The 14,535-nt window shown below is 62.5% G+C and carries 17 protein-coding genes and 1 pseudogene; 9 read left to right on the top strand and 9 right to left on the bottom strand.

Annotated elements, in window-relative coordinates; genetic code table 11:
- Positions 1 to 5: 5 nt before the first annotated feature.
- The 3 genes from ACSQ3L_RS07125 to ACSQ3L_RS07115 form a co-directional block, all read right to left on the bottom strand.
- On the bottom strand, positions 6 to 701 hold the full coding sequence (locus tag ACSQ3L_RS07125) for a DUF1013 domain-containing protein (protein WP_023810957.1): 696 nt from the start codon (positions 699 to 701) through the stop codon (positions 6 to 8).
- A gap of 399 nt (positions 702 to 1,100) precedes the next feature.
- Positions 1,101 to 1,241: a DUF1127 domain-containing protein gene (locus tag ACSQ3L_RS07120; protein WP_352864678.1), complete on the bottom strand. Its 141-nt coding sequence runs from the start codon at positions 1,239 to 1,241 to the stop codon at positions 1,101 to 1,103.
- Positions 1,242 to 1,421: 180 nt separating this feature from the next.
- Positions 1,422 to 2,432 carry an NAD(P)H-quinone oxidoreductase gene (locus ACSQ3L_RS07115; RefSeq protein WP_436159298.1) on the bottom strand — a complete coding sequence of 337 codons (1,011 nt, stop codon included), beginning with the start codon at positions 2,430 to 2,432 and terminating at the stop codon, positions 1,422 to 1,424.
- Between the two features lie 122 nt (positions 2,433 to 2,554).
- Between ACSQ3L_RS07115 and ACSQ3L_RS07110 the strand changes: the two genes are divergently transcribed.
- The 3 genes and pseudogenes from ACSQ3L_RS07110 (at position 2,555) to ACSQ3L_RS07100 (ending at position 4,383) form a co-directional block, all read left to right on the top strand.
- Positions 2,555 to 2,749, top strand: coding sequence for a DUF1192 domain-containing protein (locus ACSQ3L_RS07110; RefSeq protein ID WP_436159297.1), 195 nt, complete (start codon positions 2,555 to 2,557; stop codon positions 2,747 to 2,749).
- 78 nt (positions 2,750 to 2,827) lie between these two features.
- Positions 2,828 to 4,087: pseudogene (locus tag ACSQ3L_RS07105) on the top strand (MFS transporter); the annotation flags it as partial.
- Between the two features lie 32 nt (positions 4,088 to 4,119).
- Positions 4,120 to 4,383: an ArsR/SmtB family transcription factor gene (locus ACSQ3L_RS07100; RefSeq protein ID WP_292186609.1), complete on the top strand. Its 264-nt coding sequence runs from the start codon at positions 4,120 to 4,122 to the stop codon at positions 4,381 to 4,383.
- 74 nt (positions 4,384 to 4,457) lie between these two features.
- Here the strand turns inward: ACSQ3L_RS07100 and ACSQ3L_RS07095 are convergent, their stop codons facing one another.
- Complete coding sequence (locus ACSQ3L_RS07095) at positions 4,458 to 5,114, bottom strand: glutathione S-transferase family protein (RefSeq protein ID WP_436159296.1); 657 nt, start codon at positions 5,112 to 5,114, stop codon at positions 4,458 to 4,460.
- Between the two features lie 105 nt (positions 5,115 to 5,219).
- On the bottom strand, positions 5,220 to 6,056 hold the full coding sequence (locus tag ACSQ3L_RS07090; protein ID WP_436159295.1) for an alpha/beta fold hydrolase: 837 nt from the start codon (positions 6,054 to 6,056) through the stop codon (positions 5,220 to 5,222).
- Between the two features lie 98 nt (positions 6,057 to 6,154).
- On the opposite strand from ACSQ3L_RS07090, the gene ACSQ3L_RS07085 reads away from it, so the two are divergent.
- The 3 genes from ACSQ3L_RS07085 (at position 6,155) to ACSQ3L_RS07075 (ending at position 7,580) form a co-directional block, all read left to right on the top strand.
- Positions 6,155 to 6,676 carry a winged helix-turn-helix transcriptional regulator gene (locus tag ACSQ3L_RS07085; protein ID WP_436159294.1) on the top strand — a complete coding sequence of 174 codons (522 nt, stop codon included), beginning with the start codon at positions 6,155 to 6,157 and terminating at the stop codon, positions 6,674 to 6,676.
- Positions 6,677 to 6,753: 77 nt separating this feature from the next.
- Positions 6,754 to 6,987: a hypothetical protein gene (locus ACSQ3L_RS07080; protein ID WP_023810948.1), complete on the top strand. Its 234-nt coding sequence runs from the start codon at positions 6,754 to 6,756 to the stop codon at positions 6,985 to 6,987.
- A 161-nt stretch (positions 6,988 to 7,148) separates the two neighbouring features.
- A complete protein-coding gene (locus tag ACSQ3L_RS07075; protein WP_436159293.1) occupies positions 7,149 to 7,580 on the top strand; it encodes a GlcG/HbpS family heme-binding protein in 432 nt (143 codons plus the stop codon).
- Positions 7,581 to 7,688: 108 nt separating this feature from the next.
- On the opposite strand, the gene ACSQ3L_RS07070 is transcribed toward ACSQ3L_RS07075, so the two are convergent.
- From ACSQ3L_RS07070 to ACSQ3L_RS07060, 3 genes are all read right to left on the bottom strand, one after another.
- Positions 7,689 to 8,090, bottom strand: a complete 402-nt coding sequence (locus ACSQ3L_RS07070; RefSeq protein ID WP_292186587.1) for a hypothetical protein — start codon at positions 8,088 to 8,090, stop codon at positions 7,689 to 7,691.
- A gap of 244 nt (positions 8,091 to 8,334) precedes the next feature.
- Complete coding sequence (gene rpmF / locus ACSQ3L_RS07065) at positions 8,335 to 8,517, bottom strand: 50S ribosomal protein L32 (protein ID WP_008834724.1); 183 nt, start codon at positions 8,515 to 8,517, stop codon at positions 8,335 to 8,337.
- Positions 8,518 to 8,658: 141 nt separating this feature from the next.
- Complete coding sequence (locus ACSQ3L_RS07060; RefSeq protein WP_436159292.1) at positions 8,659 to 9,420, bottom strand: biosynthetic peptidoglycan transglycosylase; 762 nt, start codon at positions 9,418 to 9,420, stop codon at positions 8,659 to 8,661.
- Between the two features lie 222 nt (positions 9,421 to 9,642).
- On the opposite strand from ACSQ3L_RS07060, the gene ACSQ3L_RS07055 reads away from it, so the two are divergent.
- The 3 genes from ACSQ3L_RS07055 (at position 9,643) to ACSQ3L_RS07045 (ending at position 14,026) form a co-directional block, all read left to right on the top strand.
- Complete coding sequence (locus tag ACSQ3L_RS07055; protein ID WP_436159291.1) at positions 9,643 to 10,560, top strand: polyprenyl synthetase family protein; 918 nt, start codon at positions 9,643 to 9,645, stop codon at positions 10,558 to 10,560.
- Between the two features lie 159 nt (positions 10,561 to 10,719).
- A complete protein-coding gene (locus tag ACSQ3L_RS07050) occupies positions 10,720 to 11,526 on the top strand; it encodes a class I SAM-dependent methyltransferase (protein WP_436159290.1) in 807 nt (268 codons plus the stop codon).
- A gap of 160 nt (positions 11,527 to 11,686) precedes the next feature.
- On the top strand, positions 11,687 to 14,026 hold the full coding sequence (locus ACSQ3L_RS07045) for a response regulator (RefSeq protein ID WP_436159289.1): 2,340 nt from the start codon (positions 11,687 to 11,689) through the stop codon (positions 14,024 to 14,026).
- Positions 14,027 to 14,038: 12 nt separating this feature from the next.
- Here ACSQ3L_RS07045 and ACSQ3L_RS07040 read toward each other — a convergent pair whose 3' ends face one another.
- Positions 14,039 to 14,521: a GNAT family N-acetyltransferase gene (locus ACSQ3L_RS07040; RefSeq protein ID WP_436159288.1), complete on the bottom strand. Its 483-nt coding sequence runs from the start codon at positions 14,519 to 14,521 to the stop codon at positions 14,039 to 14,041.
- Positions 14,522 to 14,535: the final 14 nt, after the last annotated feature.

The following is a 14,535-nucleotide window of genomic DNA, read 5'->3' as shown; positions in this document are numbered from 1 at the left end:
CGATCTCACTCGTCGTCGTCATTGTCCGTGTTCTTCGACTTCAAGGCCGAGAGCTTGGCGAACACGGCGTTGGCGTCGAGTTCGGCATCCTCGTCCTTCGGCTTCTCGGGAGCCGGCACCAGCCGCTCGGTCAAGGCCGCCGGCAGCAGCGTGTCACCGACTGGCTGCGCCTGTTCGCGGCCACGCGAGGCGCGGTTGACTTCCATGTCGAGGTCGATCTGCGAGGCAAGGCCGAGCGTCACAGGATCCATCGGCTGCAGATTGGCCGAGTTCCAATGCTTGCGCTCGCGGATCTGCTCGATCGTCGACTTGGTGGTGCCAACGAGGCGCGAGATCTGCGCGTCCTTGAGCTCGGGATGGTTGCGCACCAGCCAGAGGATGGCATTCGGCCGGTCCTGGCGCTTCGACAACGGCGTATAGCGCGGACCCTTGCGCTTGGATTCGGGCACCCGCACCTTGGGGTCCGAAAGCTTCAGGCGCTGGTTCGGATCCTTCTCGGCGCGCGCGATCTCGTCGCGCGTCAGCTGGCCAGTCATGATCGGGTCCATGCCCTTGATGCCTTGCGCCGATTCGCCATCGGCGATTGCCTTGACTTCGAGGGGATGCAGCCCGCAGAACTGCGCGATCTGCTCGAAAGAAAGCGCGGTGTTGTCGACCAACCAGACGGCGGTCGCCTTGGGCATCAGCAGCGTATTGGCCATTTTACAAATCCTTCTCGTTCGCCCGCGTTCCCGCGCGGGCGGTGGTTTAGAGCCACCAAAATGGGAAATTCGCGGTCTGTATAACCGCTCTCGGGTCGTTTCGCAACGTTTTTGGCGGTCATCGCCATAAAGCGCGGACCCGTCCGGTCGCCATCGAACGGCACGACACCCTTGAGCAGCGGCGGGCTGGCTTTGCGGATCGGTTTCCTGTCTTGGCGAAGATCCGTTCGATGCCAAGCGGGCCTTGGCTGGCGGCTGTCCCACCCGCTATCCCGGTCCCAGAACGACAAAACCCGCCGGACTGGGTCCAGCGGGCTCGGAACCGCGACGAAAGTCGTCTGATGCGGCTCTGGCTTCTATGGCACGCTCCGGCTTTTCTGGGCCGGACCGTGCTCGACTTCAGATGGCCCTGCGGGCGATCTTTTCGATGTCGGCGCGGTTGATGCCGAGATCGCTGAGCTGACGTGCGTTGAGACGGTTCAATTCGCGGACGGTCTCGTTGTACATACGCCAGTTACGGTAAGCGCGGATCGGGTTCATGGTAATCCTCCAGAATGATGTTTGTTTCGATGGTGCTCAAATAGGCGTCATCGATGAGGACTTGAATGCATGATTTTGCATAGCAATGATGCAATGCTGCATTGCAGCATTAAGCTTCTGTTCATCTTGTAGGCAGGGAGGGCGCACACCCAGGACGTACCGAGATTCAGGGATGCCGGCTTAGCCGACGTCGAGCACGATCTTACCGATATGCTCGCCATCCTCCATCCGCTCATGCGCCCGCCAGGCTTCGCTGAGCGGGAAGATCATGTCCATGACGGGCGCAACCTTGCGGGTGCCGAGCAACGGCCACACCTGCGCTTCAAGCGCCGCCGCGATCGCCGCCTTGAACTCGACGGTGCGCGGCCTCAGCGTCGATCCGGTGTGGACGAGCCGCTTGACCATGATCTTCGAGAAGTCCGCGCTGGCGACAGCACCGGCCTGCAGGGCGATCTGGACGATGCGGCCTTCGACCGCCGCGGCCTCGTAGTTTCGCGCCACATAGTCGCCGCCGACCATGTCGAGGATGACATTGGCGCCCTTGCCGCCGGTTGCTTCCTTCACCGCGGCGACGAAATCTTCCTCGCGATAATTGATCGCACGGTCGGCGCCGAGCTTCAGGCAGGCGTCGCACTTCTCCTTGCTGCCGGCGGTGGTGATGACATAGGCGCCGAAGGCAGAGGCAAGCTGGATCGCCGTGGTGCCGATGCCGGACGAGCCGCCATGGACCAGTAATGTCTCGCCTTTCTTCAGGCCGCCGCGCTCGAACACATTGTGCCAGACGGTAAAATAGTTTTCCGGCACCGCCGCGGCCTCGGTGTGGGTGAAGCCAGCCGGCAGCGGCAGCACGCTGCCGGCATGAACCTTGACATATTCGGCATAGCCGCCGCCGGGCGTCAGCGCGCAGACGCGGTCGCCGATGCGCCAACGCGATATGTCGTCGCCAAGGGCCGCCACTTCGCCCGATGCCTCGAGGCCCGGCAGGTCGGATGCGCCGGGCGGTGGCGGATAGGCGCCCTTGCGCTGCTGGACATCGGGCCGGTTGACGCCGGCAGCGTGCACCTTGATCAGTATCTCGCCGGGACCGGGCTGCGGCACGTCGCGCATTTCCGGCTTCAGCACCCGAGGGCCACCCGGCTCCGAGATCGCGATGGCCGTCATTCTTGCCGGAACTTTCTGTCCGCTCGCCATGAGATTTCCCGTCTTCCTTCGCGGTTTCAGATCGGCTGTTTGCATCGACGCCCCTGCCCTATGTATGCTGATTGGCAAATCAGGCAAATGGCCAATCTGGTCTTGGCGGAGGAGGAGCGACGATGGCGATCTTCGACGACGAACCCAAGAAGAAGGCGCGCCCGCATGAGATCGGGCAGGACCTGTCGCTGCTTTCGGTCAGTGACTTGACTGAGCGGATCGGCATCCTGCGCGACGAGATCGCCCGCCTGCAAGCCGAGCTCAAGGCCAAGGACACCACCAAATCGGCGGCCGAAGCACTCTTCCGACGCGGATAGACATGCGGGCGCCAAAGTCCGCCGCCGAAAAGCCCGAATGCGACTGTCTTCAGACCCAGCGCCCCTGTCAAACACGAGCCGGATCAAACAATGTTCGCAACCTACAGGCCGATCCTTTCGCTGCTTCGCGGCACCGCCTTCCTGCTCGCGGCGTCTGGATTGCACGGGCTGCTGCTGCCTCTGCGCGGTCAGCTTGAGGGCTTCTCGACCGCATCGCTTGGCCTGATGGGCACGGCCTGGGCCGGCGGCTTCGTCACCGGCTGCTTCTTCGCGCCGCGCATCGTACGCCGCGCCGGCCACGTGCGCGCCTTCGGCGCCTTTGCCGCGTCGGGCGCCATCGTGGCGCTGCTCACCGGGCTGATCATCGACGAATATGTCTGGATCCTGCTGCGCGCCTTCACCGGCTTCACCATGGCCGGCGCCTTCATGGTCATCGAAAGCTGGCTGAACGAGAAGGCCACCAACGAGAACCGCGGCACCGTCTTCGGCCTCTACATGATGGTCACCTATGCCTCGATCATGGGCGGGCAGATGATCGTCGCCGGCGGCGACGTGAAGTCGGCGTCGCTGTTCATGATCACCGGAATCCTGTTCTGCCTGTCGCTGATACCGACGGCCGTCTCGACCGCTTCTCACCCCAAGCCGCTGCAGGATGTCTCGCTCGACGTCAAAGGGCTCTATGCCAATTCGCCGGTGTCGGCGGTCGCTTGCGTGTTGATCGGCATCGCCAACGGCGCCTGGGGCACGCTGGGCGCCGTCTATGGTGCCCGCATCGGCATTTCCACGGCCGAGATCGCCCTGATGATGAGCCTTGTGGTCGTTGCCGGTGCCGCCATGCAGCTTCCGGCCGGGCGCCTGTCCGACAAGACCGACCGGCGTTTCGTGCTGGCGGGGGCGGCTTTCGGCGCGGCCCTGTTCGCCCTTGTGATCTTCCTGTTCGAGCCACATTCCGGCGTCTTCGTCATCGTCTTCACCGCAGCCTATGGCGCCTTCGCCTACACGCTCTATTCGATTGCCGTGGCGCATGCCAACGACCACGCGCGCTCGGAGGATTTCGTCAAGGTGTCGGGCGGCCTGCTGCTTCTCTACGGCTTCGGCACGATGATTGGACCCTTGCTGGCCGCAGCCCTGATGGGCTGGATGCGCCCGGAAGGCTTGTTTCTGGCAACCGCCTTCGCGCATCTCTGCCTGGCGGGCTATACGCTGCTGCGCATCAGCCGCCGTGCTCCGGTGCCGATCGGCGATCGTGACGCGTTCAAGACGCAGCCGGCCGACCGTTCGGTCACCCCTGAAGCATTGCGGCTTGATCCCAGAAGAAAAGCAGAAGCAGACGGTTGAGATTCGAAAGGCTTTGCCTCACTAATACAGGCATGATGTTTTCCGACGCCTTCATGGCGATTGCCGATCCCAACCGGCGCCATCTTCTGGAAGAACTTCGCCGCGGCCCGAAAACCGTCACCGAACTGGCCGCCGGTTTGCCGGTCTCACGCCCGGCCGTGTCGCAACATCTGAAAGTGCTGCTCGATGCTGGGCTGGTCAACGCCAAGCCGGAAGGAACAAGGCGCGTCTATACGGTGAGCGGCACCGGCTTCCTCAAACTCAACATCTGGCTCGATCAATTCTGGGAAGCCTGACCTTTTCAGCGACAGCCGGTCTGCCGCCGCGCCGGATCGCAAGCACGTTGGGGCATGATCGTGCGGCATCCCGATCAGCCATTGTTGTAGGGAAAGAACTTGAAATAGGGCTGCGCTTCCTCGATCACCCGGGCGAAGGAAGGCCGTTGCAGCAGCCGGTCATGATAGCGTTTCAAGGCCGGGTATTTGTCGCCAAACGGCTCGACCTTGTTGGCATAGAACAGCGCGGGGGACGCCGCGCAATCGGCCATGGTGAAGGTGTCGCCTATCGCCCAGATCTTCGTCTGCATGTCCTGCTCGATGATGGCGTAGGAGTTGCGAAGCTGGTCGCGAGCCTGCTCGACGCCGAACGGGTCGGTCTTGTCCTGCGGCCGCAACCGGTCGCCGACGATCTTCTGCATCGGCTCCTGCACGTAGAAATCATAGAACCGATCGGCCTGGCGGACTGCTAGCGCCAAGTCGATGTCGGCAGGAACGAGGTCGACCGGCCCCGGATAGTGCGCGGCCAGATATTCGACGACGATGGTCGATTCCAGCACCGTGCGGTCGCGCGCATCGTCGCGCAGCGCAGGCATCTTGCCGGTCGGAGAAATCTTCAGGAACGCCTCGCGCGATTGAGTATCGCCGAGATCGACGATGACAGGCGTGAACGGCGTGGCGTTCTCATAGAGCGCGATCAACGGCTTCCAGCAGAAGGAGGCCAGCGGATGGAAATGGAGCGTCAGGGACATTTTTTGCTCGTCTGTTTCGTGGTTCGTCGGTGGCCGGCGTCGTGCTGTTCGCCAAGGGTTAAACACTGCGGCAAGCATCGCCCGTCAAGGCCCGCTTTTGCCGCTTCAGCCGGCATGGGCGTGGGCGACGATGCCGGCAACAATCACATCCCAATCGTCCGGATGCAGTTCATGGCCGCCGCCTTCTATCCGGATGATTTTAGCGTCGGCGACCGCGTCGGCCAGCGCCTCGCCATGCTCGACCGGAAAGATCGGATCGGCCGTGCCGTGGATGACCAGCAATGGCGCCGTGATCTCGTGCAGGCGGCCCTTCCACGCGTCGCCGCCCCTAAGCATGAAATGATTGGTCGCGCTCAGGAAGCCGCCGGAGCGGTCGTAGTCCTGCTCGACGAAGGCCCGCATCCGGGCCTCGTCGAATGGATGTGCGATGCTGGCGATCGCTCGCGCATCCCTGACGATGAAATCGATCACCTGGCCACGGTCCGACCAATCGACTTTGGCGCCTTCGGCCGAATGCTCGATATAGGCATCGCTCGTCTGCGGCAGATGCGAAGTGTCGGTTCCCACGGGCGAGCTGCTGATGACGGTCAGCGATGTGACACGGGACGGGTGTTTCAACGCCACAAGCTGCGCGATCATGCCACCCATCGACATGCCGACGACATTCGCCTTGCCGATACCGTGGTCGTCGAGAACATGCATCGCGTCATCCGCCATGTTGTCGAATGTGTAGGGCGGCTCTCCCGGCTTGTATTTGGTCGAACGGCCGGTATCGCGATTGTCATAGCGGATCACGAACAGGCCGGCGTCGGCCAGTTTCAGGCAGAACGCCGCCGGCCACCACAGCATCGAAGCCATCGCCCCCATGATCAGCAACAGCGGCGGGTTCGCAGGATCGCCAAAGGCTTCGGATATGATTTCGGGGCGTTCGGTGGTCGTCATGGGCGCGTCTCCCGTTTCATAAACTGATTGCATTTTGCAATCGGTTGCACGATAATAAAACTGATACGATAATGCAACCGGTTTTGGAGAAAAATTTCATGAGCATGGATCGCCGGTCCGGATGCCCGATCAACCTGTCGCTGGAAGTGTTCGGCGACCGCTGGAGCCTGATCATCCTTCGCGACATGATCTTCGGCGGCAGACGCCATTTTCGCGAGCTGCTCAATGGATCGATGGAAGGCATTGCCTCCAACATCCTCGCCGACCGGCTGAAGCGGCTGATGGAGCTGGGCATGCTGACCAAGGCGGACGACCCCTCGCACAAGCAGAAGGCGATCTACAGCCTGACCGAGATGGCGATCACGCTGGTGCCGATTCTGGCCCATCTCGGCGCCTGGGGCCGCGTCTGGCTGCCGGTCAGCGACGAACTGTCGATCCGCGCCGAACTTCTGGAAAAGGGCGGACAGCCGATGTGGGACAAGTTCATGGACGAGTTGCGCCACGAACATCTCGGCATGCCGCTCGGCACAGCTTCCGGTCCTTCTGTCCGCGCGACCCTGCAGGCCGCCTATGAAGCGGTGGTTGCGTGCAAGGCCCTCGCCGCCAGCCCGGCCGCTTGACCAACTTATTTTCCCGTTTGGGGGCCGGCTCTGCTAGAAGAGGCGGAAAATCACAATTCACGGGATTGGATAAGGTCTTGGTTGAGAACTCTCGGGATGCTGCCCGCGCGCGCGCCGATCTGCGCTTCAAGAAGCAGGAAGAGGCGGCAACCGTACGCCAGAAGGCGATGGCCGAATACGTCGCCGAGAGCGACGCCCGCCAGGCCAAGACCAACAAGCTGCGGGCGCTGCGTCTCGCCAAGGAAGCCGAAGACCTTGCCAATGCACCGGCGGCACCCGCCAAGAAGCCGGCCCGCGCCAAGAAAAAATAGCCGCTACCCCAGCCATGGAAGCACCAACGCCGTGTCCGGATGGTGTCGGTGAAAGCTGCTTCCATCCCGGCTCTTCACGCGAAGCAATTTCAACCGAAACCGGGATGTTATCTCGCCCGTCGACGGTCAATGATCGACGCGTTTTCAAACAGGAGACTGCCATGACCGCACTGCCGCTCGAAAAAGCCAGGCAAATCATCGATGCCGCCTTTGCCAAGGGTGCCGATCTCAAGCTCAAGCCGCTCGGCGTCTCGGTGCTCGATGCCGGCGGGCATCTGGTCGCCTTCCAGCGCCAGGACGGCGCCTCGTTCCTGCGCCCGCAAATGTCGGCCGGCAAAGCCTATGGCGCGCTGGCCATCGGCATGGGCTCACGCAAGGTCGAGGCCTTCGCCAAGGAGCGTCCGCACCTCGTCGCCGGCATCTCGGACGTGTCGGGCGGACGCGTGCTGCCGGTCGTCGGCGGCGTGCTGATCCGCGACGAGGCCGGGACCATCGTCGGCGCCGTCGGCATTTCAGGCGACACGTCGGACAATGACGAAGCCGCGGCAATCGCCGGCATCGAGGCCGCCGGCTTCACCGCCGATCCGGGCTGAGTCCTCTCCACCTTCGTCATCCCTGGGCGAAGCAGGAGCGAAGCTCCGTCGCGGAGACCCTGGGATGACGAAGCGATGGGCGTTTCCGCTAATCGCTTCGCCGAGGAACTAATTCAGATTGATGTCCCGGCTCGCCGACCGCATCGACACCGCGAACCCGGCCAGCACATCGAACAGTGCGATGACCATCAGCGTGAAGAAGACGGAATGGGCGGCGCCCTTCACCAGCAGGAACTCGACCAGGAACGCCACGAACACCAGCGTCGACAGAAGGTGGTCCATGATCGAGGCATTCGTCGTGCGCACCGACTTCGCCATTTCGAGGAACAGGAAGACCAGCCCGATCAGCACCATCAGGTCGCCCAGCGTCATCGAGAACACGCCGCCCGACATCATGCTGAAGGAGAAGACCTCGCTCGCCCACGGATCGTCACCGCTGCCGAATATTCCCAGAAGTCCTAGGTTGTAGAGCACAAAAGGCACGATCAGCAGCGGAATGGCACCGAACATCTGGCGTCTCCATGTGGGGGCAATCCTTTGTAGAATGCGCCACAGGTACGCCGTCAAGATTTTTCGGTGGCAGCGTTGAACACGGTCGAAGACCGCACGCAACAACCATGTCAGCGGTTGCCCGGCTGGAGTATCCCGACGATTGCCGCCCGCGCTTCGAGATGAGCGCGTCTTGGCCGGACAACGCAAAAGGACCAGCCACGGGCCGGTCCTTTGACAACTCAACCTTCGAAAAAAGCTGGTCTCAGCTTTCCTTGGGCGTCAACACCTGGCGACCGCGATACATGCCGGTCTTCAGGTCGATATGGTGCGGGCGGCGCATTTCGCCGGAATTCTTGTCCTCGACATAGGTCGGGGCCTTGAGGGCGTCTGCCGAGCGGCGCATGCCGCGCTTGGACGGAGAGGTTTTGCGTTTCGGAACGGCCATGGATATGCTCCACTACATGGTCAAAAAGCCCCGCCTGCCCTCGTGAAAGGGCCATGTCGGGGCCGGAATCTGAGAAAGTCGGGTGCCTATACACGCCCTGCGCCGTTTTGGCCAGCACTGCAGCAAACTTTTTTGAGCTGGCTAGCGGAGACAACCGACATAGGCGCCTGAGCGGCCGGCTCGACGCTCGATCAGATTGGCAAGCCGCCTCAGGCCCGGTCCGGGTTTCGCTGGATTGCGCGCGATCGGATTGGGCAACGAGACGGCGAGCAGCGCCGCCTGCCGCCGCGACAGCTGTTTTGCCGAAACGCCGAAATGGTGCTGTGCCGCGGCCTCGATGCCGTAGATACCCGGACCCCACTCGGCGATGTTGAGATAGATTTCCATGATGCGCCGTTTCGACATCACCGCATCGAAATAGACGGCCAGCGGCAGTTCGACCACCTTGCGCACCGAGCCCAGCGGGCGCGACCAGAGAAACAGGTTCTTGACCGTCTGCATGGTGATGGTCGAGGCGCCGCGCGTCGCTTCACCGGCCAGCGCGTCGTCGACGACGCCCCGCAATTCGCCAAGATCGATGCCGCGGTGAAAGCAGAACTGCCCGTCCTCCGACATGATGACGGAATTCGCCAGCACCGGCGACACGTCGTCGATCGACACCCAGCGGCGGTCATAGCCGGAGAACGTCGCCAGATCCTTCAGCATCAGCGTCGAGACCGGATGAACGAAGAACGGCAGGTAGAGAAAGGTCAGCACGACCGGAATCAAAGCCAGCACCGCGGCCACGACGATGCCGCGCCGGACCCGGCGCTTGAGACCGCGGCGGTTCACGCCCCGCGATCTCGTCGCCATGTCCAGCTTTTCGGTTTCATGATCGACGATCGGTTCCGCCAAGCCGCCCAATCCGTGCCAGAGAGCTCGTTTTGAAACTCGCTCCTGTGAGTCATATGACGGTGTTTTCGAGAACCGGAGCGGAGCGTACATTAGAGTACGTGAGCACCGGAAGCGCAGAAAACGCCTTCAGATGACCGCAGGAGTAGAGTTTCCAAACGGGCTCTTACTGCTCCGGCATAATGGCGCTTGCCTTCTTGCGCAACGTCTGAGTGTCGGCTACCGGTCCCGCCCATGACGAATGACGACCAAATGGCGTTCGAAATGGCGCTCATCCGGCGCGCTGCCGCCGTCGAGGTGCTGCTGCGTCGGCTGCTCGACGACCGCCCACTTTCCGGCGAGATCGCCCGGCCCGACCGGCTGATGGCAGCCATGCGCCACGGCGTGCTGAACGGCGGCAAGCGCCTGCGCCCCTTCCTGGTCATGGAAAGTGCGGCTCTTTTTTCCGCCGACGGCGAGGCGGCACTGCGCGTCGCCGCCGCACTTGAATGCGTCCATTGCTATTCGCTGATCCACGACGATCTGCCCGCCATGGACGACGATGATCTGCGCCGTGGCCAGCCGACTGTGCACAAGGCCTTCGACGAGGCCACCGCCATCCTGGCCGGCGATGCCTTGCTGACGCTTGCCTTCGACATCATTGCCGGAGAGGCGACCATGCTGCCGGCGGAGCGGCGGGCAACCCTGGTGCTGGCGCTTGCCCGCGCCGCCGGGCCTGGCGGCATGGTCGGCGGCCAGAAGCTCGACCTTGAGGCCGAACAGACGCCGCCGGACGAGGCCGGCATCATCCGGCTGCAGGCGATGAAGACCGGCGCGCTGATCCGCTTTGCCTGCGAGGCGGGCGCGCTCATCGCCGGCGCTCCCGCCGAAGACCGTGAGCGGCTGGCCGAATTCGGCTCCGCGATCGGCCTTGCCTTCCAGCTTGCCGACGACCTGCTCGATTTGACCGCAGATGCCAACCAGATGGGCAAGGCAACCGGCAAGGACGCCGCCGCCGGCAAGGCAACGCTGGTGGCGCTGCATGGCGCCAATTGGGCACGCAGCCAGCTTCACGGCCTCGTCGAACAGGCGCATGCGCTGCTTGAGCCCTATGGCGACGATGCCCAGTTGCTGAAGGAGGCGGCGACATTCGTGGCAGCGCGCAACAGCTAAGTTGGCGCCAACCAGGACCGAGCCTGATTGAAGCATGCGTGTCCTGAGCCTGCCGGTTCAGAAATAGAACTTGAGCGGAAGCCTGCCGAAGCAGAGGATCGACATCGCTTTGCCATCCACACTACAAACACGCGGTGCGGACAGAGTTGGAGAGATGCCATGTCGACCACCGACAAGCTGTTCGCCGGTTCCATTCCCGAGGTCTACGACCGAGCGATGGTGCCGCTGATCTTCGAGCACTATGCACGGGATCTGGCGGAACGGGTGTCGAAGCTCGGGCCGCAATCGGTGCTCGAAGTGGCGGCGGGCACCGGTGTGGTGACACGTGCGCTCGCGGCAAAGCTGCCGGCGCAAACACGCATCGTTGCCACCGACCTCAACCAGCCCATGCTTGACCACGCGCGCACGCGGATGACGGACGATCCTCGCATCACCTGGCAGCAGGCCGATGCCCAGGCGCTGCCCTTCGAGGACGCACAGTTCGACGCCGTGGTCTGCCAATTTGGTGCGATGTTCTTCCCGGATCGGGTGGGCGCCTACGGCCAAGCGCGGCGGGTGATGCTGCCGGGCGGGCATTTCCTGTTCAACGTGTGGGGTGCCATCGAAGACAACGAGTTCGCCGAGGAAGTGACGCGGGCACTTGGCCATTTCTTCCCCGCCGATCCGCCTCGCTTCATGGCGAGGACGCCGCACGGCTATCACAATGCGGACGCCATCCGCGCCGACCTGCATGCCGCTGGCTACCACGACGTCACCATCGAGCCTCTGGATGCCGTCAGCGCCGCGCCGTCGCCATATGATGCGGCCGCGGCCTATTGCCAGGGCACACCCCTGCGGGCCGAGATCGAGGCGCGCGGCGGCGCGCTGGAGGAGACGACGCGATACGTGACGAATGCCATGGGGAAGCGCTTCGGGGAAGGCCCGGTGAGCGGCCGCATCCGCGCTCTCGTCGTGGAGGCGGCCTGACGCATGTCGCCCAAAAGCGACCTAAGTTTGGTTGCGAAAGGACGGCAAAGAGCTGTCAGCCATCCGGCGATTTTCATGGCTCGCCTGTCCACACGAAATTTTAATGTAAATGAAGCGTAATCCCGACCATTAAAATGGTGCGTATGTGTTGGGGTTGCGCATGCCTGAATATTCGTCCTTCATCCGGTCGGTCCGGATCCGCTATATTTCAGGGTTGCTGATCTTCGCGCTGGCATCCGCCGGCATCGTGATTGCGCTCGATCGTGTCAATTCCTTTCGCCGCGACATCGATACGCTGAGCAGCAACCTTGTCGTCTTCGCCCGCGACCTGCGCAACGCAACCAGCTTTGCCGAGACGACCGGTACCGCCTGGCGGGCGGAGACACGCGATGCGCTAACCACATCGGCGCGCGGCCATTCGGAGCGTCTGACCAGCGAGATCGAGACGCTGACCGCCCAGCTTGCGGCGGTCAAGTCGCGCCTGTCGGCCAAGACCGCCAACGAACTCCAATCCGCTTCCGTCAACGGCGATCTCTTCTGGTCGCCGCGCGACATGGTGCGCAATTTCAACCTGATGTCGGTGGCACAGAAGGTCGATGAATGGAGCTATCGCGAAATCCGCAACCAGAACGACCTATTTGCCCAGCCGATGCTGGTCCGTGTCCGCACTGCCATGGATGATGAGCGTCACCTGGCTGATGCTTCCAGCGACAGGCTGCTGATGTGGGCGAGCGGCATCCTGGTCGCGGCACTTGCCATCGTCGCCTTCTGGATATTCCGCCCGATGGAAGTGGCGATCCGCCGCGCCTTTGCCGAATCCGCCGAATCCCTGTTCAAGGCCGAGGCCGCCGACCGCGCCAAGTCGGAATTCCTGGCCAATATGAGCCACGAAATCCGCACGCCGATGAACGGCGTGCTCGGCATGGCCGAACTTCTGGCCAAGACCGATTTGACGGCGCGCCAGAAGACTTTTACCGACGTCATCGTCAAATCCGGTAATGCGCTGCTCACCATCATCAACGACATCCTCGACTTCTCCAAGATCAACGCCGGCCAGCTCACCCTCGACCCTGCACCCTTCCGTCTCTCCGAAGCGGTCGAGGATGTGGCGACGCTGGTCTCGGCGCGCGTCGCCGAAAAGAACCTCGAACTGATCGTGCGCGTCGACCCGCGCCTGCCGGCTCATGTCGTCGGCGACGCCGGCAGGTTCCGGCAGATCATCACCAACCTGCTCGGCAACGCGGTGAAGTTCACCGAAAAGGGCCATGTGCTGATCGATGTCGGCGGCGAGATCGTCAACGACGTTGTCCAGCTCAAGGTTCGCGTCGAGGACACCGGCATCGGCATACCGGCCGAAAAGCTGCAGAACGTGTTTGAGAAATTCGCCCAGGTCGACGGCTCGTCCACCCGCCGCCACGAGGGTACCGGGCTGGGCCTTGCCATTGCCGCCCGCCTCGTCGACCTGATGGCTGGCAAGATCGGTGTCGAGAGCGAGATCGGCCGCGGCTCGGTGTTCTGGTTCGCAGTGCCGCTGCCGGCGCACCAAGCCGCCGCGCGCGACGAAATCGTGCCGGTCGACGTCACCGGCGCGCGCGTGCTGGTCATCGACGACAATCCGGTCAACCGCGAAATCCTGCTCGAGCAGCTCAGAAGCTGGAGCTTCGACTGTGCCGCCGCCGAAAGCGGCGCCGTCGGCCTGGCCTTCCTCGACCGCGCCTACCAACTTGGTGCCGCTGTCGACTGCATCATCCTCGACTATCAGATGCCGGGCATGAATGGCGCCGATGTCGCCAGGGCCATTGCTTCCGACAGCCGGCTATCTTCCATCCCGGTGGTGTTGCTGACCTCGGTCGACCAGGTCGATTTCGGCAAAATGATTATCGATTTCGGCATTGCCGCGCATTTGACCAAGCCGGCGCGCTCCGCGATCCTGCTCGGCACCGTCATCTCGGTCATCCAGAAGGCCCGCTCGCAAGTTGGCAAGGCGCAGTTCGTCCGCGAACCGATCGTGCAGGCTCCCCCGGCAGCACCACCTGCCTTCACCGTCATCCGTGGCCCGGCAATGCCGCCCACGGCAGTACCGGAATCGACAACCACGCCGAACGGGCCGATCGACATCCTCATTGCCGAAGACAATGACGTCAATCAGTTGGTCTTCGGCCAGATCCTCAACGGTCTTGGCCTCAGCTACCGCATCGCCGGCAACGGCCGCACAGCGGTCGAAATGTACCGGGCGCTGCGCCCCAAGCTGATCCTGATGGACGTCTCGATGCCGGAGATGAACGGCTACGAAGCGACCCGCGCCATAAGGGCGATGGAGACCTCGACGGGCACCCACATTCCGATCATCGGCGTCACCGCGCACGCGCTGAAGGGCGATCGCGACAAGTGCATCGAAGCCGGCATGGACGACTATCTGCCCAAACCCGTTTCGCCCGACCGGCTCGGCACCAAGATCGGCACCTGGCTCAGCGAGACGGTGGTGGCGAAGACGGCCTAGCCAGGTAAACCATCAACATTTACTTTTGATGGCTTTGCTCATGTTGACGCCGGTGACACGAAAGCCGGTTACCTCATAGACATGTTTGGCGCGCTTGTTATCCTCGGCGACGCGCAACTTAATCTGTTCGAACCCCGTCTGCGCCAGTTCAGTTTCCAACGCATATAATGCCTGTTTGCCGAACCCTTTGCTCTGGTGTGCAGCGAAGATATAAAAGTCTTTGATGAATACGGAACGACTTGCTGGATCCGGTCGGTACCAAAAATAACCCACGACGCTCTCAGCTTCCGGCGTTTGGTTTAGGATACAGAGCAAGACCTCGCCGGGCGTATTGATGCCATGCGGCAGGTCGTTCGCGATTTCCTGCTTGGCCTGTGCTAAGGCCTGAAGGTCTGAAAGACCGTAGTTGGCCGAAATCTCGGTTGCATAATCGGTGATGAAATAATCGAGGTAAGCCGGATATTCGCTATCACGCATGGGTCTGAATGAGATCATTGTACTTCCTGTTT

This window comes from Mesorhizobium sp. LjRoot246 (assembly GCF_964254115.1).
In the GTDB taxonomy this organism is placed as follows: domain Bacteria; phylum Pseudomonadota; class Alphaproteobacteria; order Rhizobiales; family Rhizobiaceae; genus Mesorhizobium.
Note: the sequence above shows the minus strand (reverse complement) of the source record. Positions and strands in the feature narration are given on the sequence as shown.

Excerpts from the sequence above, each read along its gene's own strand:
- ACSQ3L_RS07055 (WP_436159291.1), top strand. The coding sequence starts at position 9,643 with ATGACGAATGACGACCAAATGGCGTTCGAAATGGCGCTCATCCGGCGC.
- ACSQ3L_RS07110 (WP_436159297.1), top strand. The coding sequence starts at position 2,555 with ATGGCGATCTTCGACGACGAACCCAAGAAGAAGGCGCGCCCGCATGAG.
- ACSQ3L_RS07120 (WP_352864678.1), bottom strand. The coding sequence starts at position 1,241 with ATGAACCCGATCCGCGCTTACCGTAACTGGCGTATGTACAACGAGACC.
- ACSQ3L_RS07070 (WP_292186587.1), bottom strand. The coding sequence starts at position 8,090 with ATGTTCGGTGCCATTCCGCTGCTGATCGTGCCTTTTGTGCTCTACAAC.
- ACSQ3L_RS07085 (WP_436159294.1), top strand. The coding sequence starts at position 6,155 with ATGAGCATGGATCGCCGGTCCGGATGCCCGATCAACCTGTCGCTGGAA.
- ACSQ3L_RS07090 (WP_436159295.1), bottom strand. The coding sequence starts at position 6,056 with ATGACGACCACCGAACGCCCCGAAATCATATCCGAAGCCTTTGGCGAT.
- ACSQ3L_RS07075 (WP_436159293.1), top strand. The coding sequence starts at position 7,149 with ATGACCGCACTGCCGCTCGAAAAAGCCAGGCAAATCATCGATGCCGCC.
- rpmF (WP_008834724.1), bottom strand. The coding sequence starts at position 8,517 with ATGGCCGTTCCGAAACGCAAAACCTCTCCGTCCAAGCGCGGCATGCGC.
- ACSQ3L_RS07040 (WP_436159288.1), bottom strand. The coding sequence starts at position 14,521 with ATGATCTCATTCAGACCCATGCGTGATAGCGAATATCCGGCTTACCTC.
- ACSQ3L_RS07125 (WP_023810957.1), bottom strand. The coding sequence starts at position 701 with ATGGCCAATACGCTGCTGATGCCCAAGGCGACCGCCGTCTGGTTGGTC.
- ACSQ3L_RS07100 (WP_292186609.1), top strand. The coding sequence starts at position 4,120 with ATGATGTTTTCCGACGCCTTCATGGCGATTGCCGATCCCAACCGGCGC.
- ACSQ3L_RS07050 (WP_436159290.1), top strand. The coding sequence starts at position 10,720 with ATGTCGACCACCGACAAGCTGTTCGCCGGTTCCATTCCCGAGGTCTAC.
- ACSQ3L_RS07115 (WP_436159298.1), bottom strand. The coding sequence starts at position 2,432 with ATGGCGAGCGGACAGAAAGTTCCGGCAAGAATGACGGCCATCGCGATC.
- ACSQ3L_RS07045 (WP_436159289.1), top strand. The coding sequence starts at position 11,687 with ATGCCTGAATATTCGTCCTTCATCCGGTCGGTCCGGATCCGCTATATT.
- ACSQ3L_RS07095 (WP_436159296.1), bottom strand. The coding sequence starts at position 5,114 with ATGTCCCTGACGCTCCATTTCCATCCGCTGGCCTCCTTCTGCTGGAAG.